This is a genomic window from Salmonirosea aquatica (genome assembly GCF_009296315.1).
In the GTDB taxonomy this organism is placed as follows: domain Bacteria; phylum Bacteroidota; class Bacteroidia; order Cytophagales; family Spirosomataceae; genus Salmonirosea; species Salmonirosea aquatica.
Genome location: NZ_WHLY01000002.1, coordinates 6127718 through 6154679, shown reverse-complemented (window position 1 = coordinate 6154679; position 26962 = coordinate 6127718). Strand labels below are relative to the sequence as shown.

Genomic DNA, 26962 nt, shown 5'->3' with positions numbered 1-26962 from the left:
AAAATACGGAACTCGACCTCACATTTCCAATTAATTGCCATAGTCGAATAGTGTAGTCTGGGGCATTACGATGACGGTATCGTAACCCACAAAATTCTGCCAGACAGCATCATTTCGCAGATTCGGTTGCTGGCGGGCGGCCTCCCGTAACGCTGCGTGATTAATCCACACAGGTAGGTTGTTTTGGCGCTGGCTCTGCTGCGCCAGCGCGGCCGATACGTCCGTTAGTTCGTCCAAAATAAGGTAGCGATCAGGCGTAAAACCAGGTACGTCCTTTTTGAACAAATCCACTAACTGGACAAAACTTTCCGTTGCCCTTGTGTAGGCTTCAGGCTGATAGTAGTTTGCTGGAATGGCGTAGGCGAAGTTCGTCACCCGGATGGCGTAGACATTGCCTTTCGTCGGCCCAAACTCATGCGCCAGCCGCCAGCCTTCCCAGCGCAGGGTACCTTCGCCGGGATTCGGATCGTAGATTTTGGTGTGGTCGGCTCCACCCCAGAGTATGGTTTTGTCCGCTTTCAATTTTTTGCCGAAAAAAGCATCGTCCGTCAGGTTCTGAAAAATTCGCTCCGCCCGTATCTGAGCAAAAGCCTCGTATCCCGACTCCTGCATGGCCCGGTTGGCGGCCAGAGAAGCCTTGGTGTTGATCCATACGTTGTTCACAAAAGCCCGGTTCAAAAAGGGTGCATCGGGTACCTTAAAATCCGCCGGAGCGGCTCTCAATACTGAATCCATGAAAGCCTGAATCTGGGGCGTGAGATCCTGGGCCTGAGTAAGCATGGGCCACAGGCGCTGCTCGCCCAATGCCTTGAAATACGGATCGAACACATATTTCAGGCAGTATCCTAATCCTTGTTCGATATCCGAGCAGGCGACGGTGATTTTTTTGTTGGGATGCTCCACGTTCCATGCCCGCAATGTCCGCAACAGTCGCCAACTTTCCTTAGCCTTCATGATGGGCTTAATGGCGGGCACGTACTGTTGGGCAGCGACACTATCCGCATTGAGATAGGCATTGATATAGGCCGTGGCACTGTAAGGTACCTCCAGCACCAGCAGCGGATAGTAGTCGCGGGTATTGGCGTAAAGCACAAGATCAGTCAGCAATTGGTGGATTTCGTGCATCCAGTGACTTTCTCCCAGAAGGAGTACTTTATGGCTGAATAATTCCTGGTCCATCTTGCCGAATTCATACGTTCCATCGGAGTAAAGCAGTGCCTGAGCCGGTAAGTTCAGCGGAGAAAACAGGGAAGGCGCGGGCAAAAAACGCAGATCGGCAGGAGATTGCGCCCAGGAGACCGACGAAAACAGGAGTACCAAACAAAAGACTTTTCTCATGGGGTAGGAAGAATGGAATCAGATTTGTTGCTCGTCAGCACAACCAGAGCTAACAGCGTCCAAGCCAGGGCGGTATGGACATTGGTCAGGTGAAAGCCAAGGGGTACATTACTCCAAACCAGCATGGTAAAGGGTAGCCATAGGCCGCACGCCAGCGGTACGTAGCGTTTCCAGCCCTGCAAGCGCTTGGCCCGGATCACCGCGATGCCTACCCCGATCATCACCAGATTACTGAGGGGCCAGAACAAATCGAGCGCATGATAAAGAAGGGTACCATGATCGGGCAGAATGATTTCGTAAAAATTATAGATATTGGCCAGTACCAACGTGACCAGAATCGTAGGCAAAATGATTCGCCCCAGACGGTCGGTACCCGCCGCGCCAATTTGCTTCAGACCGATTATACTGCATAGCCAGCCCGTAACGTACAACAAATCGAAAAAACCGCTGAGTGGGGTTGTGGTGTACCCACCCGACGCCGAGACATTGAGGTAGGTGTTGAGGCAAAGGAACGGGGCGCCCAGCAGGGCCAGGGTTCCAAGTATTTTGTTGTTCATGGTCTTTTGGGAAGGGGTGATGGGATAAGTTTGGGGTGCCTTAGCGTGGCTACCGGTTCGTGTAGCCGATGCCCAGCATATTGGCGCGGGTGGCCGATTCCCGTCCTACAAAGTCAACGGTCACGGACGATGCGTACTCGCTGCCCTCGAACGCGTCGCTCACTTGCAGCTTTTCACCCGTAGGCTTGTACACAGCCGTTATGGCATAGCGTCCGATGGGTACGTCCCGGAGGAATGAATCATACCGTTTTTTCATACGAAGGGTCAAAGTTTTGCCAGTAGAGCCGTCGATTAGCGGACCGACGGGCGTGAAGGTGAACTCAATATTTTCGTTGTCGTCCAAATCTGTGACATTCGGGTCGCGGAATAGCTCGACGGTGCCGCCGTAGTATAAGTCCAGGCTCAGATCCGGGACGTGTCCGGTGAGTTTCCACTGAAAGTTGCGGACGGGTTTCTCGTTTTCCGAAAATGAATCGGGATTTTCGGGATGGAGGCTGATCTTGTAAATCCGGTCGTTGTACTGTTTCAGAAGGTACCCCTTCGCCACCCACTGGCCCAGGTCTTTGACCAACAGGATCTGGTAAGTACCGTTGGCCGTCGTGCTTACTTCGGCGCCCCGGCCTTTGAAGACGGTGTTGTCGGTATAAACCGTAGCGCGGGACAGGGGATTTCCCTGCGGATCGGTGACGGTTCCGACCAGGTACCCCGCCTTGCCGCTATCAGAAGGCGCATCGCCAGGGCCTGGGTCGGCGGCATCACTTTCGCAAGCGTTCAGCAGGAGGGTACCTGTCAGAAAAAATGGGATAATCAGCAAGTAACGAAGTTTACGCAATGTGTTCATGGCTTGGTTTGAATGATTGGTTTGGAAAATATGTGCAGGTGTGTGGCTGTCTTGATTTCAAAAGTACCGCTGCTCCCTAGGGTAGCGAAACAGACTCTTGCGTGAAATGCGGGTTCGGATGTTCGGGCTGTGATAAATCGCGGATAGACAGTACAAAAATCGTTGGTGTTTTTCTGTGAATCCATTAGTTTTGAAAATGGATTTTACCCGCTTACATACCGTGTTTCAGCTTTTTACCTCGTATATAGAAAGGCACCGTCCGGCATTTCTGTCGCAGCGGGAGTGGTGGTTTCATTTGCTGTCCATGCCGGTGATTTATCCCATTGGGGGGTACATTTTCATGGGTGAGCGTTTCTTTACGGATGCGCCTACGTTTGCCATCGGCATGGCGACGGGCATTGTGCTGCACTGGATGTCGGTATTTAGCTACACATGGGTCGTTAAGCGGGTGATCCGGCAATTTCCCGGGGAGCACCAGGCCACACAGCGGTTGTTGGTCATGTTTCTGGGTGTGAGCCTGTTGATGATCGCCACTGCCTACTTCGACCTGTGGGTGTTCAGCGTCATTCCGGGCACGGGCGTGAGCTTTTCGCCCCAGATACTGCAAGCTTTGCTACTCTTCGGCATTGTATTTAGCATCGTACTGTGCATAATTCTGGGACTTTTCCATAGCTATGGCCAGTGGCAGGAGCGCCAAACGGAAAACGAGCAACTTAAGCGTCAAGCTTTGCAGCAACAGTACGACGCCCTGAAGAGCCAGATCAATCCGCACTTTTTATTCAATAGCCTCAGTTCGATTTCCGGCCTCATTGGCGATCATCCAGATCTGGCTGAGCGTTTTGTTGACGACCTGGCCAAAGTGTATCGGTACATGCTCCAAACGGGCGCACGTACCCTGGTACCACTGTCCGAAGAATTGACGTTTCTTGACACCTACGCCGGGTTGTTGCGGGTCCGGTACGGAAGCTGTCTGCGCATCGAATTGCCTGAGGTACGCGAAAACCTGACAGGACAGGTACCCCCACTGAGTTTACAGGTACTAGTAGATAACGCCCTGAAATACAATAAAATGTCCGTTGAAAGTCCCCTCATGATTCGTCTGGAATTGGTAGGGGATGCCGCCGTGCGGGTGACCAATGTACTTCAGCGTAAGGTGCGCGTTGTGGATACCACCCAGCCGGGCCTCACCAGCCTGACTGCTCAGTACGAACAGTTCAATCACGCACCAATCCGGGTCGAAGAAGTCGACGGAACGTTCAGTGTTACACTGCCGTTGTTGCAATCTGCTTCTCCATCCATCGCGTAAAATTCTGCTTATTGCATTCGGCGGTCGGTTTCTGCGTGCTCGATAAGCTTTAGAGCGTATCGACATAAATCATTAGCTCATACCGGGTGTCGCCTTCAAAGTCAGCTTCGTGAAAAAGCCCTACGGCCGAAGTGGCGTAATTCTGATTCGTCCCGGCCACCATGACCCCGAGTGCTTGCCCCGTTGCCTTGTCGCGGGCGGTGATTCGGTACTGACCCACCGGGATATCACGAATCCGGTAGTCATTCAGGGGCATTTTCGTTACGATTTTCTGACCAGCGCTTCCATCCACCAGGGGCCCGTCGGGTTCGAGCATAAGTTCGAGATTTTCCCACACTACGCGGTCTACCTGGTGGTGTACTTCCAGGGTACCCCCCAGCGGCGTGGCACTGGCATCGTCATCCGCCGTGCGTTTTCCTTTAAGCCGGAATGTGAAATTACGAATGGCACCCTCATAAGCCGAGAATACCCGAGTATCGTCCTGGTAGAGTGCCATTTTGTAATTCTTGTTATGATACCGAAATGTAACGGTACCTTCCACGCTGTACGACCCGGCGGCTACCCCTGTGGGTACCTGAATGCGGTAATTTCCTTTGGCATCGGTGTGCCCCGTCGAGGTTTTGTTATAAAAATCGGTACTGCTGGCCACTATTTCGGCGTTGGCTACGGGCTGGCCCTGCTCGTTCAGGACGCGCCCACTGACGATCCCCGCATGGGGCTTTCCGGCATCGGGTACAATGGCATCACTCGGTTCGGACTGGGTGCAGGCCGCCGTATTCCATAGCAGGGCGGCCAGAAAAAATAAACGATGTGGTTTCATGAAAATAGAGGTTTGATTGTTTGTTCTGACAAAATTGTTCAAAGCTCCTTCTCTGTAAAACCAGGGTTTGCTTAGGTTGGGGTTTTTCGATGGCTGATTGAAAAAAACCAGTGCTGAATTGAAAGACAGGGTACCTTACCTACTACAGCCTATTTCCCCATCCACTTCTTGAAATCCGATACTTTTTCCCGACTGACCAGCGCTTCGCGGTCGAACGAGGGACGCAGGCTGAGGGCCAGGCGATTGCCGAAGTAGGGCTGCATCTGCTCGACGGACCGGTGTGTGACCAGGGCGGCGCGGTTGATCCGAAAGAAATGTATCGGGTCGAGTTCATTGGATAGCTCGTCGAGGGTGTAGTCCACCAGAAATTTCTGATTGGTGTGGGTTACGAAAAAGCTGTACCGCTCTTCGGTGAAGAAATAGGCGATTTCGCCCGTCTCGACGGAAAGCAGGCGCTGCCCCTGCCGCACCAGAAAACGCTTGCGGTAGTCTTTGGGTTGTTGCTGTACCTGCAGATCACGCAGGATTTTGTCCAGATTGAAGGCAACGCTATTAGCAGCAGGCTGACTGGTCCGTAAGTCGGCAAATTTTTTCAAGCTGCGCCGCAGGTCTTCTTTCTGAATAGGTTTCAGCAGGTAGTCGATGCTATTGACCTTGAATGCCTGAAGTGCGTATTCGTCGTAGGAGGTAGTAAAAATGACCGTACTCCGCACGTCCACCCGTTCAAAAATTTCAAAGCTCTGTCCATCGGAAAGCTCGATATCCATAAAAATCAGATCGGGCGTGGGATGATCCGTGAGCCAGTCCACCGAATCTTCGATGCTGCCCGTGACACCCTGCACCTCGAGGCTCGGGTCTACTTCGGCTAGTAATTTGCGAAACTTACGTACCGCCAGTTCTTCGTCTTCAACAATCAATACGTTCATGTAAAAAAGAAGGATGTATGTGCAAAAAGTGAATTACTGAATTTTAGTAAAATTTGAGCTTAAGGTACCCCCCTTAGATAAATCAGGGAAGTACATATGCTTTAAGGCTTCGCCACCTGGTGCAATAGGGGTAGAAGCAGGGTGAAATGCTCACTGGTTTCTTCAATGGTAATGGTACTGTTGGAGTCGGTGGACGCATCCCAATGCCGCTGCGCCAGAAGTTGGTATTTGGCTTTGATATTGCTCAGGCCTACTTGGTTGCTAAGTACCCGGCTGGCTTTGCGCTGTAAATTATTTCGCACCAGCAGGTACCCTCCGGGGGCCGATTTTATTTCAATTCTCAGCGGTTTGCTGGCGTGGGTAATGTTATGCTTCACGGCGTTCTCGACCAGCATCTGTAAAGTCAGAGGCGGGAGCAGACTGTCCCGATCCGCCGCCTCGATGGCCACCTCGAGTTCGATTCCGGCACCGTAGCGGGTCTTGAGCAGGTGAAAATAGGAATGGATGAAGTCCAGCTCGGTATCCAGGGTCGTCAGTTCGCCGTCCTGGGCGGTAGTACTGCGGTTGGTTTGTAAAAGGTAGCGGTACACCTTGGCCAGTTCATCCACAAACTCCTCGGCCCGCTCGGGCTCGTCGGCGATCAGCGATGAAAGGGAGTTGAGCGTATTGAACAGAAAGTGCGGGTTCACCTGGTTTTTCAGACTCTCGTACTGGCTTTGCAGATTGGCCTTCTTGAGTTGCTCTTTTTCAAGCATGTTCTCCCGCCATTTGGTTAGGGAATATATACTCTCGAACACCCCAACCGATACGATATTGGCCACCACATTGAATAGGAAAATACGGAATAAGACCCCCGGCTGGGCTTCATAGCCGAACCAGTGGAAGTAGGAATAGCCTCCCAAAGCTCCCAGAATGAAAATAGGGGTCACGACCATAAAAACCGCCAGCAACAACAGGAGCCGCCTGACGGTCTGATGCAGGCCAGGGTACCGGTCAACCACTTTGCGGGTCAAGCTATCGAGTACCAGTTGGCAGGCCACGGCCAGACTGGCATTGAGCAGGGTAGCCCCCACAAAAATACGCCAGTCGCTAAAATAGGACGACCTCAGCAGCAGGTAGGTAATCAACGGAATGAACCAGGGCAAGACCACCAGGAGCTGCCAGCGGAACTGTCGGGTGGTTTGGAGCCAGGGCCGAATCAGGGGTAGGTGGAGCGTACTCATACAAGGACAGAAATACCTTCCGCCAGGAGCGGAAGCGTGATAGAAAATTCAGTGCCAGTATCGGCTACCTCCACGGCCGGTACCGGCAAGGTAGCGTAGCGGGCGAGCAGGGCCACCAATTCGTCGGTTCCGGTATGGAGTCGCAGCGGGCGGGGCTGGCGGTTGTAGCTCACACGCAGGGTACCTGTGGAGGTAGTTGCCATGCGGATAGTAAGCGGTTTCTGCACACTGACGACGTTATGGCGTACGGCGTAGTCAAGTAGCAGTTGTAACGAAAGCAAAGGCAAGGTAGCTGATCCCTGGTTGGCGTTGATTTCGATATGTACTGAAATGCCGGATTGGTAACGTGTTTTGAGCAAATAGATGTAAGAGTTGACAAATGCAATCTCGGCGTTCAGGGGCGTCAGGGATTGGTTTGAGGTACTGAGCCGATAGCGGTATACTTTGGCGAGATGATCCACAAACAGACCCGCTTGCTGCTGATTCTGCCCGATGAGGGCCGAGAGCGAGGTAAGCGAATTGAACAGAAAGTGAGGGTCGATCTGCTGTTTGAGGGCATCGAAATCGTGCTGTAAGGCGGCCCGCTTCAGCTGCTCGGTCTCGATCTGGTTTTCCTGCCAGCGGCTGTATGTGTACTGAATCCCCAACACAAAGCAAAGCAAGAGATCGAAAATTGCCCCCAGAATGACGATGGCCCGGACCGTACCCCACGAAAAAGGGCGTTCGAAGATCGGGAAAAGACCGTAGGCCCACACATCAAATACCGCCAGGCCGATGGTAAGCGTGGTGACCGCCAGGAGCGCCACTCCGTTGCGTTGCCATACCTGCTGTACGTCGGGAAATTGACGGATGATCATTTTAACCACCAGCGTGAGCAGTATTAGAGAAAAAGCATACAACACGGCTACCAGCAGGGTACCCCACAGAAAAACCGCCGGATCGGTAAAATAGCGTTCGTGCAAAAAAAAGTAATTCCCCGCCGGAAAGAGGATGGGCATCATCAGGCCATGGTACCAGAGTTCAGTACGGGTAAACAGCGGGTTGGGCAATCGAACGTTCATCTCAATCGGTTGCTCACGATTTGGCGACCTGGCATCCGGAGGCTCAGCGTGATTCACAGCATTAAATGTAACGTTTCTGCCGGGTACCTGCTGTGCCAGAGTTACTCAAATTGCGAGATTGACTGTATGAATTGAGCAAAAAAACGCATGAATTGTAAAACTAGGGTACCTATCTGCACTCAGAAACCGAAACCCACGGTGAGCTGCCAGAGCGATGAACGAGGTGAAACGCTGGCGGGCGTGGTGGGTTCAGCCGTAGTAGAAGCGGATTTGCCCAGTCCTCCTTCACGCCGCAAATCAAGCTGCATCCCAGAAAAAGATAAGCCAATGCCCGCCTGATAGCCAAATTGGGCCTGTTGAATTGACTGACGCACGGACTGGCTGGTGTATTCTTTCAAAGCTCCTTTCAGATCGCCATCGAGTACCCGCAGTGAAGCCATCGGACCGGCGTTCAGGCGCAGTGGACCAAGCTTTATCCCCAAAAGCAGAGGTAGGTCGATGGAACCTACTCTGGTATCGAACGAGCGGGTTTCGAGTCCTTGGCGGATGAGGTCCATCTTGCCGCCTTTCACTGAAAAGAGTACTTCCGGTTGGATATACATTTTCCGGCCGATGCGGGCGTAGGCTCCACCCACGAGCCCCGTCGTGTGCGCATCATTTTGCTGGAAAAAATCATACACAACATTCCCTCCCGACATCACGGGCAGTCCATCGGAGCCTAACCTGGGGGTCTGATACGACAGATCGTCAAGCTGCGAGAAGTTAGCTCCTACTTTCAAACCCCAGGTGAATTTTTTGGCGGTTGTTTGCGCCATGCTGCGCGCAGAAAAAAGTACAAGGATCGACAGAAAAAAAAACTGATTTGCTTTCATGGCTTACTCATTGATTTGGTTCGCCACAAAATTGGGGGTACCTTCTTGTATTCCTGTCTTCAGTCGCTTCGGTTGACTGATTTGCTTTTCCAACTGTTATTTCCTGTTGCTGAATTGATTTTCGAAAACTGACTAGCAGGTGGTTTTGGATAAGCACGCCGCGCATTGACCCCTGAGAGTGCGGATTCATCCCTTAAAAAGCACAGTTCAAACATTAGTTATTCCGATTGGTGAATCGGGCCATTCCTGAATCATGCTCCAGCCGCCAACTTTGCATCACCGGACGAACAAACTCCGGCTTTCAAAAAACTTATCCAATCCTTTTTTACCAAAAACACAAGTAGCCATGAAAAGCACCCTGTACATTCGCCGCATCAGCCTGTTGATGCTCCTGATTGCCGCCTCATTGTCGTCCTGCAAAAAAGACAAGGACCCCGTGGCCCCCGACGCCGCCACAACCGTGGCCGGAAACTACACCTACTCCGAACTTACTTTCAACGGACAGACGCTGCCCGCTAGTCAAACCAACCTGAAGGGCAGCATCAGCCTCACCCGCCAGACGGCCACGCAGGTGACGATCGATGTCAATTTGCGGAGTAAAAGCGATAATTCGGAATTCATCGTCGAAAACGTCGATGGGGTCGAAGTAGCTGACTTGGGAAGCGGCACCTACGGACTACGGTATGAGTCTGAAGAATTTGCCCAGGTAAAAGGTAACAAGGTAATCCTCAAAGGCGTGGACGAAGACGGCGTGAACTTCACGATTACAGCTTCAAAATGAGGCTACTACAAAAGCTTTCGGCCTGACACACTAAAAATCAATTTTTAAAAATCGTATCTTTTATACTATAAATAGCCATGAAATCATTCAGAAAATTTACCTTGATGGCTCTTGCTGTCCTGAGCCTAGCAGGTTCTCTCACGAGTTGCGCCACGGTGTTTGGCGGTAAAGTAGCCGAAAGCCAGAAGCGCCGTCCCGCTCCCGGCGAACCACGACGGGAAATTAAAGTAGGGGTTTTGATCGCCGACATCCTGTTGTTTCCGCTGGTGAGTCTGCCCGTCGATTTTGCGACCGGCGCCATCTACAAGCCTAAGGCAACTACTCCCACCGCCCAACCCGCCGCGTCCAGTACGGAGGTTGTAAAATCAAAAAAATAAGTGTGTAAAAGATTCAGAAACCAGCTTGCATTCTGAACGGAACGCCATCAAAGTAGTAAAGGTTAGGTTGGTAGTTAGAATCCCCGGTGTCCATCTGCCGGGGATTTTTTAGTTTTGTCGAAGAAGGTACCCCGGGGACTCCGATGTCCCCACGAAGCAACCCTATCAATCGAATGCTCCCAAGCAACCCAAAGACCCTGAATCTGGGCGGCAAAGTACTGGATCTGTCCACGCCTGCCGTGATGGGAATCCTGAATATCACCCCGGATTCTTTTTATGAGACGAGTCGATTTCGGCCTGACTCAGACGAAATTGTAGATCAGGCAGGCCAGATGCTGAACGACGGGGCCGCGATTATTGACATTGGTGGCTATTCTACCCGCCCCGGCGCGACCGAACTCAGTGAAACTGAAGAATGGGATAGGGTAGGCCCGGTGATCGAAAAACTGGTGCGTCATTTTCCGGATATCTGCATCTCCATCGATACTTTCCGTTCGCGCATAGCCCGGCAGGCGGTGCGGGCGGGGGCTATGCTGATCAACGATGTATCGGGTGGCAACCTCGATGAACAGATGTTCTCCACAGTCGCCGAGATGGGGGTACCCTACGTACTCATGCACATGCGGGGTACCCCGCAGACCATGACCAAGCTGACCCACTATGAGCATCTGGTGACCGATGTGCTGAAAGAATTGCAAGCCAAGCTAATACGATTGAGATCTCTTGGCATCGCTGATGTGGTAGTTGACCCAGGCTTTGGATTTGCCAAAACCGTGGGGCAGAATTTCGAACTTCTGAACGCACTGAATGTTTTCCACAGCCTCGATGCTCCCCTGCTGGTGGGCCTTTCGCGGAAATCGCTCATTTGGCGCACTTTGGGGATTACCGCGACCGAGGCGCTCAATGGTACCACCGTGCTCAATACATTGGCTTTGGAAAAAGGGGCTGCCCTGTTGCGGGTGCACGATGTAAAAGAGGCTACCCAAACGATCAAACTCTGGCAAAGGACTAGGGGAGTAACCTAGAAAAATGGTAATTTCGCCCCAAAAGCTCACGACCCTTTATGCGAATAGGATTCCTGGTCATTAGTTGGACCGACGTGCTCGACATCCTGCTGGTTTCATTCCTGCTGTACCAGATCTACGTCCTGGTCAAGGGAAGTATCGCCAGCCGGGTATTTCTGGGGTACCTGTTCGTGTATGTCTTTTACCTGATTGTCAAGGGACTCCGCCTGGAATTGCTTACGGCCATTCTCCAGTATTTTATGGGGGTGGGGGCCATTGCGCTCATTGTTATCTTCCAGCAGGAAATCCGCCGTTTTCTGCTTATCATCGGAAAATCGACGGCCTTTACCAACAATCGGTTTTTTAATACATTTCTGGGTTCCACGGAGCCGGGCCTGGAATCCGGTAATTTGAAAGCCATCGTGGAGGCGAGCCGTTCCATTGCCTCTGATTTCAACGGAGCGCTGATTGTGATAAAAAAGAAGGATGACCTCGAAAAGTACATCCAGACGGGCGCTCCCCTGGACGCGCTGATTTCCAAACCTTTACTAGTTTCGGTATTCAACCAGTACAGTGCTCTGAACGACGGGGCGGTAATCATTGCTGATGGGCGAGTCAGTGCCTCGCGCTGCATACTACCCGTGGCCGATGGCCGGGAGGTACCTTCCTCGGTGGGATTCCGGCACCGCGCTGCCATGGGCATCAGCGAAGCTACCGATGCGGCCGTAGTCGTCATATCCGAACAGACCGGGCGCATTTCGCTCGCCATCGAGGGTGAACTGTTCAGTAATATACCCGCTTCGGAGCTCGAAATGCGTCTGGCTGAATACCTGAACTCCGATAAGCAACGAGTGTAAGTACCCTGCTACCCAACGGATGCTGACCCGATTGACTAAAATTAATCGGGGAATAGTTGTCGTAGTTATGATTATTTTATACTTTTGCAGACCTTTTCAGGATTAGAAAAACATTATCAGTATCCAATGGCAAATCATAAATCAGCATTAAAGAGAATTCGTGCCAACGAAACCAAGCGTTTGAGAAACCGCTACCAGCACAAAACTACGCGTACCTACATCCGCAAATTGCGCAGCACCACCGATCAGGCCGCTGCGGTTGCCGTTTACAAGACCGTATCATCCATGTTGGATCGTTTAGCCAAGAAAAACGTCATTCATAAGAACAAAGCCAACAATCAGAAATCGAAATTGGCCAAATACGTGAAATCGCTGGCTGCTGCCTAAGAATTTTACTGCAAAATTTTGGAACCCCACTGACGGAAGTTAGTGGGGTTTTTTTATTTTTAGCTTCCAACCAACCCATGAGAGGCCTAATGAGACACATTTTTATAACTTTTTGCATTTTATTAATAAGCCTGCCTCCCGCATGCTCGCAAACTACCAAGCGACCCCTGACGGCGCAGGATTATGATGCATGGAAAAGCGTGCAAAAAACCATTTTGTCGAACGACGGACAATGGGTAGCCTACGAAATCAACCCGCAGGAAGGCGATGGAGAACTTGTGGTGGAAGCACCCGCTACCGGGCGCCGACTGAATTTTTCCCGTGGCTACGGAGCACAATTTTCGGCAGATGGTACGTATCTGATTGCCAAAATCAAACCCGCCCTGGAAGCGATGCGGGTAGCCAAAAAGCAGAAGTTGAAACCCGACAAAATGCCCAAAGATAGTTTGATCGTGGTGAAACTTGCCGATGGACAGCAGCGATCATACGCCAATGTGGCTTCCTTCAAAGTAGGAGAGGATGGCGGCAATTGGCTCGCTTTCCTTACGAAAAAGGAAGAGGCAAAAAAAGATACCACCCAAAAAGCCGCCAAGCCGAAAAAGCCGAAAAAGCTGAAAGGCGACCTGCTCACCGTTCAGAATATGGATGGGACCGAGACATTCCTGTTCGAAAATGTAGGCGACTACGCGATTTCGGACCAGGGGAATCGGATCCTGTTGGCCCGCGAATGGCTACGGGACACTACCATCGTCCGTGGGGTCTATGCCTTTACGGTCCGCACCAAAGCAACTGAAGCACTGGATTCTAGCTCGGTGGTAGAGGTCTATACCAATTTGACCCTCGATAAGCCGGGAGGGCAGGGCGCCTGGATGAGTTCACTGGATAGTGCCAAGGCCGAGGTCAAAAGCTTTTCTCTTTTTCTGCGAGACTTTTCTAAAAAGAACAATGTACTGGTAGCCGATTCGACCACCAAGGCGCTGCCTACGTACTACACGCCATCCGAATACAGGAAACCTCGGTTTTCGGATGACGGAAGTCGCTTGTATTTTGGGGCGGCTCCGTTGGCAAACCCTTCCTTAAAGGATACCACAATGCTTGATGACGAGCTTTCGCGGGTAGATGTATGGACCTGGAACGATAAGCGGCTACAGCCCATGCAGGATAAGCAACGGAAGGAAATGCTGGAAAAAAACTATTGGGCGGTATATGAGGTGAATTCCAAAAAGGTGATCCAACTGGGTAGCGAGATCCTGGATGATGTGGATATAAACTTCAAATTGAATAACACCTACCTGCTGGCGAAATCAAACACTACCTACCAGAAAATGAGTTCGTGGGAGCCAGGACATACGGATCTGTACGTAATCAACGCCCTTACGGGCCAGAATTCCCTGGTCGCGCAGGACGTACTGGGTAGGTCGGAAATGTCGCCGACGGGGAAATATGTGGTGTGGTTCGATGAACGTGATACTCTGTGGAAGGCCTATGACCGTAAAATGACCACGCTGCGAAACCTGACCAAAGAACTCAACGTGGCTTTCTACGACGAAGAACACGATACACCCGACACGCCCAACTCCTATGGACTGGCCGGCTGGACACCGGATGACCGGTACCTTTTGGTATACGACCGCTATGATCTCTGGCGGCTGGACCCGACCGGACAGGATAAGCCCTTGAACGTGACCAACGGCTACGGACGCCGGGAAAAAGTGCAGCTGAGGTACCTGAAGGTACTTGAGGATGCTGATTTCATTGATCCTTCGGCCAGCAATCTGTTGCATGGGCTTTGGGAAAAAGACAAGGAGACAGGAATTCTGAGCTGGAAATCGGGCGCTGACCCAACCGTCATCATAAAGGAAGCCTACAGCTACTTACCCAATTCGGTAGCGAAGGCCAAAAAAGCAGAGGTGTACGTATTTCAAAAAGGTAATTATGCCCATCCCAATGAGCTCTACTACGTAAAAGACTGGAAACAGCCTCAGAAACTGACCAACCTGGCTGCACAAACCGATGGAATCCTGTGGGGTACCTCAGAACTGGTTTCGTGGGTTTCCAGTCAGGGAGTCACGTTGGAAGGTTTACTCTTCAAGCCTGAAAACTTTGACCCGAATAAAAAGTACCCCATGCTGGTGTACTACTACGAGCGAAACGCCAGTTCGCTGCATGCCTTCCGGGCACCGGCACCCAGCCGCTCTACGATTAACATTCCCTACTGTGTTTCCAACGGGTACCTGGTGTTTGTGCCCGATATCGTATACGGCGGGGGTACCCCAGGCAAAAATGCCTACGACTGTATTGTATCGGGCGTGCTCGATCTAGTGGATCGGGGCTTTGTCGATCGGAAAAACATCGGGATTCAGGGCCAGAGCTGGGGAGGCTACCAAACCGCCTACCTGATTACCCAAACCAACCTGTTCAAAGCCGCCATGGCGGGTGCCATCGTGGCCAACATGACCAGCGCCTACGGAGGAATCCGCTGGGGTACCGGGCTAAGCCGGATGTTTCAGTATGAGAAAACCCAAAGCCGGATTGGGGGTACCCTTTGGGAGAAACCCCTATACTACATCGAAAACTCACCGCTCTTCTATGCCGATCGGGTGGAAACTCCGGTGCTGTTGATGCACAACGACGCCGATGGGTCGGTACCCTGGTACCAGGGCATCGAATTTTTTACCGCGTTGCGCCGCCTGAACAAGCCCGTTTGGATGCTGGTCTACAACGATGAAGACCATAATCTGACCAAGCGGCCCAATATGAAAGACCTCAGTATCAGAATGTACCAGTTTTTTGACCACTACCTCAAAAATGCGCCGATGCCTTCCTGGATGAGCGAGGGTAGAACCGTGATCGAGAAACAACGGTGGGATATGAAGTACGATTAACTTTGGCTTTAAAATGAAAAATTGCTAAATTGCAGATAAGAATGTAAACCTTGTGGTCGTTTTTTCGGTCACAAGGTTTCTTTTGGATAGGTTATTACAAAAAAAACTTAACTGAGTACCATTAATCACTAAAACCTTTTACCCTAGAATGAAAAAATTATTTCTGTTTGCCGGACTGGCCACCTTGGGAGCATTTTCTGCCCACGCCCAGACGCCTTCCGTAACGTTTAATGCCCGAGGGATGGTCGCTATTTCCGATGCCGATATGGCGGCTTCCGCCCTGGTGGATGGCAAACTTCTTCGTGACAACACCATTAAAGACAAACTGACTTCCATTAAGTTTCCCCTGGTTCGGGGCGGGAGTAGCGTGGGTGAAATCAGCGTACCGAACTCCACTTTGACCTATACCAAAAGTATGGCGGTTCCCAAAACCGGCGGCCTGGCGTTTGTGCTGGATACCCGCAGTGCCCCCGCCGAAACTGTGAACGAATACCCTGACGTAGTATCAGGATTTCCTGACGGACAGCGACTGTATGTGGTGGACATTGTGAATTTTGCCAATCCAAAGGTGAAGTTTCAATTCCCGGTTGGTAAAAACCCCACCTCGATCGACGTGTACAAGAACGAGTTGATGATCTCCACGAGTGTTCCTGGCAAAGAGCTGGTGTTTTATGAAACGGACGACACGGGTAAACCTACCCGTGCGCTCTACCTGCCCTCTACTCTGGACAGCACCAATCGCATTATTGACCTCACCTGGCATCCTACGGGCAATTACCTGGCGGTCACGCTGGAATCGACCAAAGAACTGGCATTGTACAAAATCATCCGGGAAGGTGGCAAGCTCAAAAACATCGAAATGGTGGGCAAGCCTTTCAAGGTAGGTGACACCCCTACATCGGGCAAGTTCTCGGAGGATGGCAAATACTATTATGTGATGGATACTAAAGGAGCCATGGGCAAAGCTACTGCCAATGGTGACCTGCATGTCGTTGAGTTTTCGCTGGACGGCTCGGGTGAGCATAAAGTCACGGCAACGACTCCCGTGGGTACCAATCCCGGTGCATTCGCCATCAGTCCCGACGGCAGCATGGTAGTGGCCGTCAATGCGGGCAATAGCGCTCAACCCTGGGACAAGGAAGGTGCTGACAAAGGAAGTTCATTGAGCCTGTACACTCTGGCCGGAGGTACCCTCACCAAAGTGGCGGATTATCCCTTCCCCGGAATTCTCCCACAAAGTGTTGCCTTTGATAAGGATGGTTCCAATCTCGCCGTGGCGGTCTATGAGTACCTGGATTACGGACGTCGCACGGGCGGCATCGAGTTCTGGACGGTGACGAAGGGGGCAACTCCATCCCTGACGAAGCAAATGGGTAGAATCAGTGTCGAGCGCGGTGCTCACACGATTCGCGTAGTTCCCTGATTTGTGCAACTTATTTCTAGTTTGAAAAAAGGCCAACTGAGTTGGCCTTTTTTGTGTACATGCTTTTCCTAACCGATCAGCGAGTTGAGAATCAGGGACCAACCGCTTAATTCTCACCAAATTATTTTGTAAATTTGCGTCTCGAAACACAAAAAAATTCAATTTAAGATGCTTACAGTTCAGAACGTATCCCTGCGGTACGGAAAAAGAATATTATTTGACGAAGTAAATATCAAATTTGTTCCTGGCAACTGCTATGGCGTGATTGGCGCCAACGGGGCGGGAAAGTCCACCTTTTTGAAAATCTTATCGGGTGAAATCGAACCCCAGACGGGCAGTGTGAGTTTGAACCCGGGTGAGCGTTTGGCTTTTCTGAGCCAGGATCAATTTGCCTTCGATGATTACACGGTCATGGATACGGTCATTCTGGGCCACAAGCGGTTGTATGAGGTCATGAAGGAACGTGATGCCGTGTATGCCAAGGAGGACTTTACGGATGCCGATGGTGAAAAGGCCGCCGAATTGGAAGCCGAGTTTGCCGACCTGAATGGCTGGGAGGCCGAAGCCGAAGCGGCCCAGTTGCTGAGCGGGTTGTCGCTGCCGGAGGATTTGCATTTTACGATGATGAAGGACCTCAACGGCAACGACAAAGTGCGGGTACTTTTGGCCCAGGCGCTTTTCGGCAATCCCGACGTGCTGCTTCTTGACGAGCCTACCAACAACCTGGATGTGGATACGGTGATGTGGCTGGAGAACTTCCTGGCCAATTTCAAAAACACCGTGATTGTGGTATCCCACGACCGCCACTTCCTCGATCAGGTAACGACCCACGTGGTGGATATTGATTTCAGCAAAATCCAGCTGTATACCGGAAATTATACCTTCTGGTACGAATCCAGCCAGCTTGCCCTGAAACAGCGGCAGGATGCCAACAAGAAGGCAGAGGATAAGCGGAAGGAACTGGAAGAATTTATCCGCCGGTTCAGTGCCAATGCTTCCAAGTCGAAACAAGCAACCTCCCGGCAGAAACTGCTGGAAAAAATTACCATCGACGACATCAAGCCTTCATCACGCAAGTACCCCTACATCGCTTTCAAACCCGAACGGGAGGTAGGTGATCAGATTCTGCGGGTCGAAGGATTATCAAAGCGGGCCGAGGACGGAACACCCCTTTTTGAAGGCGTTAGCTTTGCGGTGAACCGTGACGATAAAATTGCGTTCGTTGGGGGTAATATGCAGGCCATCAGCACGTTGTTCGATATTTTAATGGGCGAAGCTAAGGCGGATTCAGGTACCTTTAGCTGGGGAGTTACCATTACCAAAACCTATTTCCCCAAAGATCCCACCGAATTTTTCGATGTCGACCTGAACCTCGTGGACTGGTTGCGGCAATATTCGGTCGAGAAAGACGAAAGTTTTATTCGTGGTTTTCTAGGACGCATGCTGTTCAGCGGCGAGGAATCGCTGAAAAAAGCGGGGGTACTATCAGGAGGTGAGAAAGTACGGTGTATGTTGTCGAAAATGATGCTTTCGGCTTCTAATGTGCTGATTATGGACGATCCGACCAACCACCTCGATCTGGAATCCATTACCGCCCTGAACAATGGCCTGATTGATTTCAATGGGAACGTCCTGTTTTATTCGCACGATCACCAGTTCATTCAGACGGTCGCTAACCGGATTATTGAAGTTGGTCCAAAAGGTATGCTGGACAAGCTGATGACCTACGATGAGTACATTCAGGATAGCTACATCAAAGCCCAACGGGAAGCCCTATACGAAGGGGTACTTGCCTGATTTTGGTGAGGGTTAAATCGCTAATCCTAAGAAACGCCTCCCATTTTTGGGAGGCGTTTCTTATTTTAATACCAGCACGGAACCTCGTCGCGTGTGCCGTTGCCCCAAGCCGGAACTCTCTACGGTAAGGCTGTAGAGGTAGGTGCCCGGAGCAACCCAGTGGTCCTGGAATTTTCCGTCCCAGGAACTATGCTGCTCGGTGGAGTGGAAAAGTACTGTACCCCAGGGACTGAATATAGATAGCTCGAAGAAAGTAAAGGCATCCCCCTTGATCTCAAAAAAATCATTCATTCCATCGCCATTGGGTGAAAAAGCATCAGGAACAAAAAGCGATAGGGTAGGTCCGCAAAGAGCAGCCGGCGAGCGGCGACAAAGCACCTGGGATGAAAACAAGTACCCAGGGCTGGCAATAGTAAGTTGATAGCAATGGTCCCGACCGCAACTCAAATCTGGATCAATCAGGTCACCCATGGCTCCCAATGCGCTGATATCCTGCCAGTACACCGCATCCTTTAGAATAGTGACCTTAGCCTGTGGGGGTACCTCGAGGGTACGCCAGGATAAGGTATGGGCTTGATCTGAGCTTGTGATTTGTAGGGTGGCCGAGCATACTGCATCGGACTGCTGACTTACCACCAGGCAGGTGTCGGTGGGTTGCAGCCGGAAACACAGCAGGCTTAGTGAGTCCATAGGTACCTGGAGGGTTTCCTGTATCTGCGTTACGATGCGTCCCGTGCTTTCCCAAATTCCCATTTCCCGCTTTTTTAGCAAAACCAGTTCACTTTTGGAGGGATTATCAATCACTAATTCGGTGGTGGATGCATCCGGGGGGGTGAAGGATTTGATGGAAGGCGGCGGCAGGTTCTGAGCGGGATCGAATACGAGCAGCTGGTCCCGGCTCCGGCATAGACCCGGATTTACGGTACCCCAGACCGTAATCGTATGCGGCGGAGGGGTATCATAGGTGTGGTTAGCGGACTTGGCATAGGTGGAAATCTCCTGAACGTTTCCATCGCCCCACGCAATCCAGTGTGAATCATACCGGGGGAGACTCTCGAAAATTAATTTGACCCGGGCGTCCCCGCAAGGTACCATACGAACAGCGGGTGGCAGAGTGTCGTACACATACACGTCGGGACAGGCAATCAGCTGACGGCCGTCTTTTTCTGAAAATTGCACAATGGTGTACTTCCCCGGACGAGTGTAGGTATGCAGTGTATCGGTTTTCAGGCTATCGGCACTGATCGGACCGCCGCGGTAATCAAATAGGGTACGTACATGGGTCGATCCAGGCAGGGTATTGGCTACATTGACAGTATAAGGTAGGCAGGTGCTACCTACCTGCTTCACCGAGTAAGAGCCCGTGCCGTATTCTGATACATTGGGAATGGTATTGGGACATTGGGCCTGGACAACCGTGGTCCAAATGCAGTTCCAACCAATCAATACGCTCAAACCGACAAACCTATACAACGCCTGGCGCCCTTTCATACGGAATAATACTGGGTATTTTACAAAAGAAGCAAAAAAGCGAGGACTTTAAGGCCCTCGCTTTCAGATTATTTTCCAATGCTTACACGATGATCCGGCCCTAGCTAAAGCCGTACTTTTTTAATACATCGGCGGGCACACCATCCCAAACATTAGGACGATTTCCCATGTAACCTATATCTTTAATTCCCATTTCGCTGGAAAAAAAGCCGGTCGCTGTAAAATTGCGCATGGTATTGAAAAAAGCCACTCCCTGACTCATTTCGGGTTTGGCGAGTTCGGGATAAGCGATGTCGTCTACGATTTTTAGTCGTTGATCAGCTGTGATGGCCGTGAAAATCTTCCCAAATCGCTTCCGCGATTCCTGATCCAGCCAGGCCAATCCACCCCGGAAGGGAGTCTGCCAGTTGGGCTGGTCTTTGACCATGAACTCAATGAATTGAGGTACCCCCGACTGGGAGGCGCTTCCCGAGTTCTTATCGGCCGGAATGATGATATCAGACAATACCGCCAGGGTAGCCAGTTCGGCGTCGGTGAAGTACTTTTCCTTCATCAGCCGGGCATCGTAGGCGGCCTCTTCTTCCGTGCGGCCAAAACCGACGACTTTAGGGTCTTCGGCGGCCATGGCCAGTTCCATTTCGCGCCGTTCGGCGAGAAGTTCCTGGGGATTGACGGCAGCAATGCCGAAAGAACTTAAGGTGATCGCTTTGAGCGTGTCTCTGCGTTTCATAAGATGGGATGTTAAAGATTTTTTTGCTTGACCTGATCGATGATGTAATCCGAGGCGCGCCACGAGAGAGCCAAAATGGTCCAGGTAGGGTTCTTGTCGGCCTGGGAAACAAAAGCTCCTCCATCCACCACGAACACATTTTTGGCATCATGGGCCTGCGAATATTTGTTCAGGGCCGAGGTTTTTGGGTCGTTACCCATCCGCACGGTACCTACCTCGTGGATGATCCGTCCGGGTGCGGCCAATCCATAATTGCTATCAGCACCAGGTTTGGTACCATTCGGGATACCGCCCAGGGCATGAATGATTTCTTCAAAGGTATCCTGCATGTGCTTGGCTTGCTTGATCTCATAATCCGACCACTTGTAGTTGAATCGCAGTACGGGGATACCGAATTTATCAACTGCCCTGGGGTCGATCTCGCAATAATTATCTTCCGAAGCAACGGCCTCACCGCGGCCCGACATGCCAATATTGGCACCATAAAAACGGCGGTAATCGTCTTTCAGGGAAGCCCCATAGCCACCGGCCGGTTTCATTTTGCCGTCGGGTCCGGGATATTTTCCATTGGTATTTTCCATTCCCCAGCCAAAGCCGTACCCTGGCATACCCATACCTCCGCCGTACTCGATATGGTACCCCCGTGGGAAATCCAGTTTTTTGTTATCGAGCCACCAGGGCGAGTAAATGTGCGCGCCACCTACGCCGTCTTCATTATACCGTTTACGATCCATAAGGCTAGGCATAAAAGCACTGCGGGAAGCTCCGGTTGAATCGTGCAGATATTTTCCAACCACTCCACTGGAATTAGCCAGGCCATTCTGAAAACGATTCGATTTGGAATTCAAAAGCAAACGTGCGGATTCGCAGGCACTGGCGGCCAACACGACAATTTTGGCCTTGATGGTATGTTCGGTCAGTTTTTGCCGGTCTACGTAGGATACTCCGGTGGCCAGGCCAGTACCCGGATCGGTAAGTACCTCACGGGCCATTGCGTCGGTAATCAGGGTGACATTGCCGGTTTTAACGGCAGGAATTACCAGTACCGATGAGGCCGAAAAGTCAGCATAGGCCTGACATCCCCGGTTGCACTGGCTGCAATAGAAACAGGAGCCACGCTCGTCGTTGACGGGTTTTGTGAGAATAGAAAGCCGGGAGGGAATGACAGGTACCCCGACACTCGTACCTGCTTTCTTAATCATATGCTCGTGAAGACGTAGTTTGGGAGCAGGCAGGAAAATGCTATCGGGGTCGTTGGGTAGATTTGCTTTTTCGCCAAAGACGCCAATGAGTTTGTCCACCTTATCGTAATAAGGGCTTACGGTATTATAGTCAATCGGCCAGTCTTCGCCAAGACCATCAATGCTTTTACGGCGAAAATCGTTGGGGCCAAATCGTAGGGAAATCCGCCCCCAGTGGTTGGTGCGGCCGCCCAGCATCCGGGACCTGAACCAGTCGAATTCGGTACCCCGGTTGCGGGTGTACGGTTCTCCTGCAATTTCCCATCCACCCCAGGCCGCATCGAAATCGCCAAAGTTACGGAACTGGGTACTAGCACCTCGGCGAGGCGACTCGTAGGGCCATTTGAGCTGAGTGATATACTTTGGATCGGCTGGATCAAAGTACCCTCCTGCTTCCAAAAGGGCTACCTTAGCACCCGCTTTGGCCAGCTGGTAAGCGGCCATGCCACCGCCCGCACCCGATCCGATAATGCATACATCGAATTCGGTAGGTGCTTTTTTGATTTGAAAACTCATAAGCTTGAGAGTTGAATACTGGATTTGTTGTGATCAACGAATATAAGGCAGGCCCGGGAGTTTCCTACTAATGCAGGCGGGATTAAATAAAATAAATTAAGAAATCATCCGGGATAGGAAGTGAAAATGACCTACGTACCCGGCACTTGCGGATTACATGTCGGTTCCAACGTGTACCTTTGTAAAAAAATCTTTAAGAGACGCATGAGCTTGATCGGTAGGAACGTTCAAAAAGCGGCGGAATTGCTTCGTCGAGGGCAGTTGGTAGCAATTCCAACCGAAACGGTCTATGGGTTGGGAGCCAATGCACTGGATAACAGAGCAGTGCTTTCCATTTTTGAAACTAAAAATCGCCCTACTTTTGATCCCCTCATCGTGCATGCCGATTCACTGGAATCTTTGGCGCCCTACATTCTCAACCTACCCTGGCAAGCCCGGAGTCTGGCCGAGGCATTCTGGCCCGGACCACTCACCCTGGTACTACCCAAAGGTCCGTTAATTGCTGATCTGGTGACGTCAGGTCTTCCTTCGGTAGCCGTCCGTGTTCCAAATCATCCTCTGACCCTGGAATTATTAAAAGTGCTAGGCTTCCCTTTGGCGGCACCAAGCGCCAATCCATTTGGGTACATCAGTCCGACTACCGCCACCCACGTGGCTGCACAACTAGGCAAAGCCATTCCCTATATTCTGGATGGCGGAGAATGTCAGGTGGGTATTGAATCAACCATTGTGAGTTTTGAGGGTGGTAAACCTACCGTTTTACGGTTGGGGGGACTACCCCTAGAAGCGATCGAATCGGTGGTGGGGGAGGTTTCTACCACCCTGCATTCCAGTTCAAATCCCCAGGCGCCGGGTATGCTCAAAAGTCACTATGCACCACGCAAGCCCCTCTATCTGGGGTCGCGTGAGCAGGTACTTGCCCAGCTGGCTTTTCCTGACAGGGGAGGGCTATTCTTCCAGGATTCCCCTGAGTTGGACGGACTTTCCAACAGCCTGGTGCTTTCGCCAAGCGGCGATCTTCGGGAGGCGGCTCACCATCTTTTTGGGTACCTCAGACAGTTGGATGCATTGCCGATCCGATCGATCTGGGCCGAGAAATTACCGGAGCGGGATTTGGGCCGGGCCATCAACGACCGACTGTTTAGGGCATCGGTTCGCTAACTGGAGGTACTAGTTTTATTTGATTTTATGGAAACGATTGACTTCACCGACCTACCTACCTTCTTGCTCACCAGTCTGTTCATTTTTCTGGGAATTTTCGGACGCTACGTCGGTACAGCCCTGCTGTTTGATGTTTTGGTAAACCGTTTTTTTAAGGAGCATTTTGTAAGCCGCGAGGTACAGCTTCGTCCCCGGCGAGCCCGACAAAACTGGGTGGAAATCGGCTGGTCGCTGATCACATCGCTGCTTTTTGCGCTGGCAGGTACCTTACTGCTGGTGGCCTGGCAAAAAGGCTACACCCGGGTGTACCTGGACTGGAATGCCTATCCCAGGCTTTGGTTTTTTGTGAGTATTGGACTGATGCTATTCCTCCACGAAACGTATTATTACTGGCTCCACCGCTGGATGCACAAGCCTGGAATCTACAAGGCGATCCACAAGGTACATCACGATAGCATAACGACATCGGCCTGGACTTCCTTTTCATTTCATCCGCTTGAGAGTGTGTTACAGGCGGCTTTTATACCCCTGATGACTTTCATCGTGCCCCTGCACATATACGCCCTGGCGGCCATCCTGACGTTGATGACCATTACCAGTGCCATTAACCACCTCAATACTGAACTCTATCCCCGCGATTTCAATCGCCATTGGCTTGGCCGCTGGTGGATCGGGGCCACGCACCACAGCCTGCACCACGCCCAGTTTCGCTATAACTACGGCCTGTATTTTACCTTCTGGGACCAGTGGATGCGCACCGAAAGCCCCGACTACATGGCGCTGTTCGATAAAAAAACGCAGGTACCTGTGGCCAAATCAGCCGAAGAAATGGGGGTGAAAATTCATTAGGAATACTTCATCAGTAGCCCGGGTAATAGCGGTGTAAAGCCACCGGATGAATTCACTGTTGACCTGGTCCTCAGGTAGGTACCCTTGGTCGATAAAGACTGCACTCCACTGGCCGCCCTGGGACTTGTGGCAGGTAAGTGCGTAGGCGAATTTGATTTGTAGGGCATTCAGGTAAGGGTCCTTCCGCAGAGCCTCCGTCCGTTCTTTTTTGGATTTAATGAAAAAATAATCCTCCATCACGCTTTCGTAAAGGCGCTTGTTTTCATCCTGTGTGAGCGACGGCGCCGAAGAGTGCAGGGTATCCAGCATAATTTTTGCCTCGAATTCGGGTTGGTCTTCGTAATCGGTGAGACGCAGGACGGCGTCGGCAAACCGGAGCCCGTGGATTTCCTCGGTTCGTTTCAGTTTTAGGAGTTCCACAAAATCGCCATTGGCAATAAAGTTTACGGGCGAATCCTCATCCAGGACGGTGTAGTTGTTACGAACTACCATAAGCCGGTCGCCGGCATCGAGTTCATCTTCACTGAAATTGATCGTCCGCCGGATATATTGATTGTACTGCACAGCCGCCTTGTTAGATCGGGTAATGATAATCGTATTTTCGACCCCGTGTTTATCATAGGCATAGCGCAGTCCGTCCTCCAATTTTTCCCCGGTCATCCGGAAAATATCCGGGAAGGTACGGGTGTTAATTTGAATGGCCGGTGTTTGGTCACTCAGTTGTTTTCGTAGTTCGGTGGCGTTAGAGAGGATTCCCGACTGTTCATCCTGGCGCATGACTTCCGTCAGCTCTTCGTCCATTACCGATATCTGGTACTTCTTCTCGAGGTATTCCTTGTCCAGCGCCGGACTGATTTCCCTTCCGACGGGAGGAAGCTGTGCCGTATCGCCGACCAACAGAAGTTTGTTGCCCGGATTCTCGTAGACGTACTCGATCAGGTCCGCGAGCAGGCTTCGATTGCCAAAGTCGGCTTCGTCGCTAATCATGGAGGCTTCGTCGACAATAAATAAGGTCTCCTCATGATAATTGCTCTGGCGCTCAAATACAAAGGCACCCGAGTAGGCATCGGAGGTCTGCTTGTAGATTTTCTTGTGGATAGTAAGGGCTACTTTTTTGGAGTAAGTGGCCATGACTTTGGCAGCTCGCCCGGTTGGAGCCAATAGCACCGATTTGTAGCCATACTTACGAATCACTTTAATCAATGTGCTGATTAGGGTGGTCTTTCCCGTTCCGGCGTAGCCTTTCAGGACGAATGCATCCCGGTATCGTTCAAGTCCTTCTTCTTCTACCAGGAAGTCATTCATTTTTTCAAAAAAACGGGCCTGACTTTCGGTGGGTTTAAAGGGAAAACGCTTCGTCAACCCGATGGAAGGTAACGGTTGATCAAGATTGGGCATTAGTATTCGGTCGTCTAGCGGAATAAAAAAATGGAATATTATTGTAAATTAACGGCTTAATGCCGATAAACTGGATTTAGTTAATTCTAAACCCTATCTTGGAATAAAAATAACTCCTAAACCCTGCCACGTATGCAAGTACATCAAATCCTTTCAGGAAAAGAAATTGACACCATCTGGTCAGTAGCGCCGGATGACACGGTATTTGAGGCCCTTGAAATTATGGAACAAAAAAATATCGGTGCCGTGCTGGTCCTTGAAGCCGGGGAATTGGTCGGTATATTTTCGGAGCGTGACTACGCCCGGAAGGGTATTTTGCGGGGACGGGCCTCACGGGACACACTGATCAAGGATGTGATGACCAGTAAGGTCATTACCGTTGAAACGGAGCAAAAGCTACAGGAATGTATGGAAATTATGTCGGAAAGGCATATTCGCCACCTGCCTGTGACCAAAGCCGGGAAGCTGGTGGGAATCATCTCGATTAATGATATCGTGAATGCCATTATCCGAGAGCAGCGTGTGCATATTAAATCGCTGGAAAGCTACATTTCGGGCAGTCCTTACTGAGGTTGCCGGGACTATCTACGCGGGTTTCCTATATTTGCAGTCCAAAAACAGCTACACTTGTGGACAAAGCCCGAGAAGAAGTACTCCGACTTTATGGAAATCGCCTAAGGACCCGCGTATGCGGGATATGCGTCATGGACGACCGACTATTGATGGTCAGGCACCGGGGAATCGGAGTTACCGATACCTTCTGGTGCCCGCCGGGTGGGGGTATTCAATTTGCAGAGACGGCGCATACGGCATTGGAGCGGGAGTTTCTGGAAGAAACCGGCCTGCATATCAAAGCAGGTAGCCTCTTATTTGTTAATGAGTTCATGCATCCTCCACTGCATGCCATGGAACTGTTTTTTACCACTCAAATCGTAGGGGGAGAAGTCAAGGTGGGCATCGATCCCGAAATGTCCGAGCACAATCAGATCATCACGGAAGTGCAGCTCATGTCGATGGAGCAGATCAAGGCTTATCCTGCTGATGAAGTGCACCGGATGTTTCAATACTGCGAGACGCTGGACGATGTTTTTTTATTGAATGGCTACTTGCATACCTGAATA

General features: G+C 51.2%; 25 protein-coding genes. 13 read left to right on the top strand and 12 right to left on the bottom strand.

Annotated features, from left to right (window positions below):
• Positions 1 to 30: 30 nt before the first annotated feature.
• From GBK04_RS26760 to GBK04_RS26750, 3 genes are read right to left on the bottom strand one after another with little or no spacing between them, the layout of a single operon-like run.
• Entirely contained in the window at positions 31 to 1338 is a 1308-nt protein-coding gene (locus GBK04_RS26760; RefSeq protein ID WP_152765077.1) for a hypothetical protein, read from the bottom strand.
• Positions 1335 to 1895 carry a hypothetical protein gene (locus tag GBK04_RS26755; RefSeq protein ID WP_152765075.1) on the bottom strand — a complete coding sequence of 187 codons (561 nt, stop codon included), beginning with the start codon at positions 1893 to 1895 and terminating at the stop codon, positions 1335 to 1337. The genes GBK04_RS26760 and GBK04_RS26755 overlap by 4 nt, the downstream gene beginning before the upstream one ends.
• A gap of 49 nt (positions 1896 to 1944) precedes the next feature.
• Positions 1945 to 2736 carry a carboxypeptidase-like regulatory domain-containing protein gene (locus GBK04_RS26750; RefSeq protein WP_152765073.1) on the bottom strand — a complete coding sequence of 264 codons (792 nt, stop codon included), beginning with the start codon at positions 2734 to 2736 and terminating at the stop codon, positions 1945 to 1947.
• A 175-nt stretch (positions 2737 to 2911) separates the two neighbouring features.
• Between GBK04_RS26750 and GBK04_RS26745 the strand changes: the two genes are divergently transcribed.
• On the top strand, positions 2912 to 4042 hold the full coding sequence (locus GBK04_RS26745) for a sensor histidine kinase (protein WP_373331385.1): 1131 nt from the start codon (positions 2912 to 2914) through the stop codon (positions 4040 to 4042).
• A gap of 49 nt (positions 4043 to 4091) precedes the next feature.
• Here GBK04_RS26745 and GBK04_RS26740 read toward each other — a convergent pair whose 3' ends face one another.
• The 5 genes from GBK04_RS26740 to GBK04_RS26720 form a co-directional block, all read right to left on the bottom strand.
• The gene (locus GBK04_RS26740) at positions 4092 to 4862 is read right to left on the bottom strand and encodes a carboxypeptidase-like regulatory domain-containing protein (RefSeq protein WP_152765072.1); all 771 of its coding nucleotides are present in this window, start codon (positions 4860 to 4862) and stop codon (positions 4092 to 4094) included.
• A gap of 149 nt (positions 4863 to 5011) precedes the next feature.
• Positions 5012 to 5788 (bottom strand): LytR/AlgR family response regulator transcription factor, encoded by a 777-nt coding sequence (locus tag GBK04_RS26735; protein WP_152765070.1) that lies wholly within the window; start codon positions 5786 to 5788, stop codon positions 5012 to 5014.
• Between the two features lie 101 nt (positions 5789 to 5889).
• Complete coding sequence (locus tag GBK04_RS26730; RefSeq protein ID WP_152765068.1) at positions 5890 to 7011, bottom strand: sensor histidine kinase; 1122 nt, start codon at positions 7009 to 7011, stop codon at positions 5890 to 5892.
• Positions 7008 to 8072: a sensor histidine kinase gene (locus GBK04_RS26725; RefSeq protein WP_152765066.1), complete on the bottom strand. Its 1065-nt coding sequence runs from the start codon at positions 8070 to 8072 to the stop codon at positions 7008 to 7010. The genes GBK04_RS26730 and GBK04_RS26725 overlap by 4 nt, the downstream gene beginning before the upstream one ends.
• A gap of 179 nt (positions 8073 to 8251) precedes the next feature.
• Positions 8252 to 8944: an outer membrane beta-barrel protein gene (locus tag GBK04_RS26720; protein WP_152765064.1), complete on the bottom strand. Its 693-nt coding sequence runs from the start codon at positions 8942 to 8944 to the stop codon at positions 8252 to 8254.
• Positions 8945 to 9290: 346 nt separating this feature from the next.
• Between GBK04_RS26720 and GBK04_RS26715 the strand changes: the two genes are divergently transcribed.
• From GBK04_RS26715 to GBK04_RS26680, 8 genes are all read left to right on the top strand, one after another.
• Positions 9291 to 9725 carry a hypothetical protein gene (locus GBK04_RS26715; protein WP_152765062.1) on the top strand — a complete coding sequence of 145 codons (435 nt, stop codon included), beginning with the start codon at positions 9291 to 9293 and terminating at the stop codon, positions 9723 to 9725.
• Positions 9726 to 9802: 77 nt separating this feature from the next.
• Positions 9803 to 10102, top strand: coding sequence for a hypothetical protein (locus GBK04_RS26710; RefSeq protein WP_152765060.1), 300 nt, complete (start codon positions 9803 to 9805; stop codon positions 10100 to 10102).
• A 173-nt stretch (positions 10103 to 10275) separates the two neighbouring features.
• The gene (gene folP / locus GBK04_RS26705; protein ID WP_152765058.1) at positions 10276 to 11127 is read left to right on the top strand and encodes a dihydropteroate synthase; all 852 of its coding nucleotides are present in this window, start codon (positions 10276 to 10278) and stop codon (positions 11125 to 11127) included.
• Between the two features lie 38 nt (positions 11128 to 11165).
• On the top strand, positions 11166 to 11963 hold the full coding sequence (gene cdaA / locus GBK04_RS26700; protein ID WP_152765056.1) for a diadenylate cyclase CdaA: 798 nt from the start codon (positions 11166 to 11168) through the stop codon (positions 11961 to 11963).
• Positions 11964 to 12089: 126 nt separating this feature from the next.
• Positions 12090 to 12350: a 30S ribosomal protein S20 gene (rpsT, locus tag GBK04_RS26695; protein WP_152765054.1), complete on the top strand. Its 261-nt coding sequence runs from the start codon at positions 12090 to 12092 to the stop codon at positions 12348 to 12350.
• Positions 12351 to 12550: 200 nt separating this feature from the next.
• Positions 12551 to 15235: a S9 family peptidase gene (locus tag GBK04_RS26690; protein WP_373331384.1), complete on the top strand. Its 2685-nt coding sequence runs from the start codon at positions 12551 to 12553 to the stop codon at positions 15233 to 15235.
• A gap of 148 nt (positions 15236 to 15383) precedes the next feature.
• Positions 15384 to 16658: a beta-propeller fold lactonase family protein gene (locus GBK04_RS26685; protein ID WP_152765049.1), complete on the top strand. Its 1275-nt coding sequence runs from the start codon at positions 15384 to 15386 to the stop codon at positions 16656 to 16658.
• 168 nt (positions 16659 to 16826) lie between these two features.
• On the top strand, positions 16827 to 18455 hold the full coding sequence (locus GBK04_RS26680; RefSeq protein ID WP_152765047.1) for an ABC-F family ATP-binding cassette domain-containing protein: 1629 nt from the start codon (positions 16827 to 16829) through the stop codon (positions 18453 to 18455).
• A 60-nt stretch (positions 18456 to 18515) separates the two neighbouring features.
• Here the strand turns inward: GBK04_RS26680 and GBK04_RS26675 are convergent, their stop codons facing one another.
• The 3 genes from GBK04_RS26675 to GBK04_RS26665 all read right to left on the bottom strand — a co-directional run bounded on the left by GBK04_RS26675 (position 18516) and on the right by GBK04_RS26665 (position 22433).
• Entirely contained in the window at positions 18516 to 19946 is a 1431-nt protein-coding gene (locus GBK04_RS26675) for a T9SS type B sorting domain-containing protein (protein ID WP_152765045.1), read from the bottom strand.
• A 100-nt stretch (positions 19947 to 20046) separates the two neighbouring features.
• Positions 20047 to 20676 (bottom strand): gluconate 2-dehydrogenase subunit 3 family protein, encoded by a 630-nt coding sequence (locus GBK04_RS26670; protein ID WP_152765044.1) that lies wholly within the window; start codon positions 20674 to 20676, stop codon positions 20047 to 20049.
• A gap of 11 nt (positions 20677 to 20687) precedes the next feature.
• On the bottom strand, positions 20688 to 22433 hold the full coding sequence (locus GBK04_RS26665; RefSeq protein WP_152765042.1) for a GMC family oxidoreductase: 1746 nt from the start codon (positions 22431 to 22433) through the stop codon (positions 20688 to 20690).
• A 204-nt stretch (positions 22434 to 22637) separates the two neighbouring features.
• Here GBK04_RS26665 and GBK04_RS26660 point away from each other — a divergent pair, with 204 nt between their 5' ends.
• The gene (locus GBK04_RS26660) at positions 22638 to 23594 is read left to right on the top strand and encodes an L-threonylcarbamoyladenylate synthase (RefSeq protein ID WP_152765040.1); all 957 of its coding nucleotides are present in this window, start codon (positions 22638 to 22640) and stop codon (positions 23592 to 23594) included.
• A gap of 27 nt (positions 23595 to 23621) precedes the next feature.
• On the top strand, positions 23622 to 24443 hold the full coding sequence (locus tag GBK04_RS26655) for a sterol desaturase family protein (RefSeq protein WP_152765038.1): 822 nt from the start codon (positions 23622 to 23624) through the stop codon (positions 24441 to 24443).
• Here the strand turns inward: GBK04_RS26655 and GBK04_RS26650 are convergent.
• Positions 24411 to 25841 carry an ATP-dependent DNA helicase gene (locus GBK04_RS26650; protein ID WP_152765036.1) on the bottom strand — a complete coding sequence of 477 codons (1431 nt, stop codon included), beginning with the start codon at positions 25839 to 25841 and terminating at the stop codon, positions 24411 to 24413. The two genes, GBK04_RS26655 and GBK04_RS26650, sit on opposite strands and share 33 nt — an antisense overlap.
• A gap of 132 nt (positions 25842 to 25973) precedes the next feature.
• On the opposite strand from GBK04_RS26650, the gene GBK04_RS26645 reads away from it, so the two are divergent.
• Positions 25974 to 26411, top strand: a complete 438-nt coding sequence (locus GBK04_RS26645; protein ID WP_152765034.1) for a CBS domain-containing protein — start codon at positions 25974 to 25976, stop codon at positions 26409 to 26411.
• A gap of 59 nt (positions 26412 to 26470) precedes the next feature.
• Positions 26471 to 26959 (top strand): NUDIX domain-containing protein, encoded by a 489-nt coding sequence (locus GBK04_RS26640; protein ID WP_373331383.1) that lies wholly within the window; start codon positions 26471 to 26473, stop codon positions 26957 to 26959.
• Positions 26960 to 26962 lie beyond the last annotated feature (3 nt).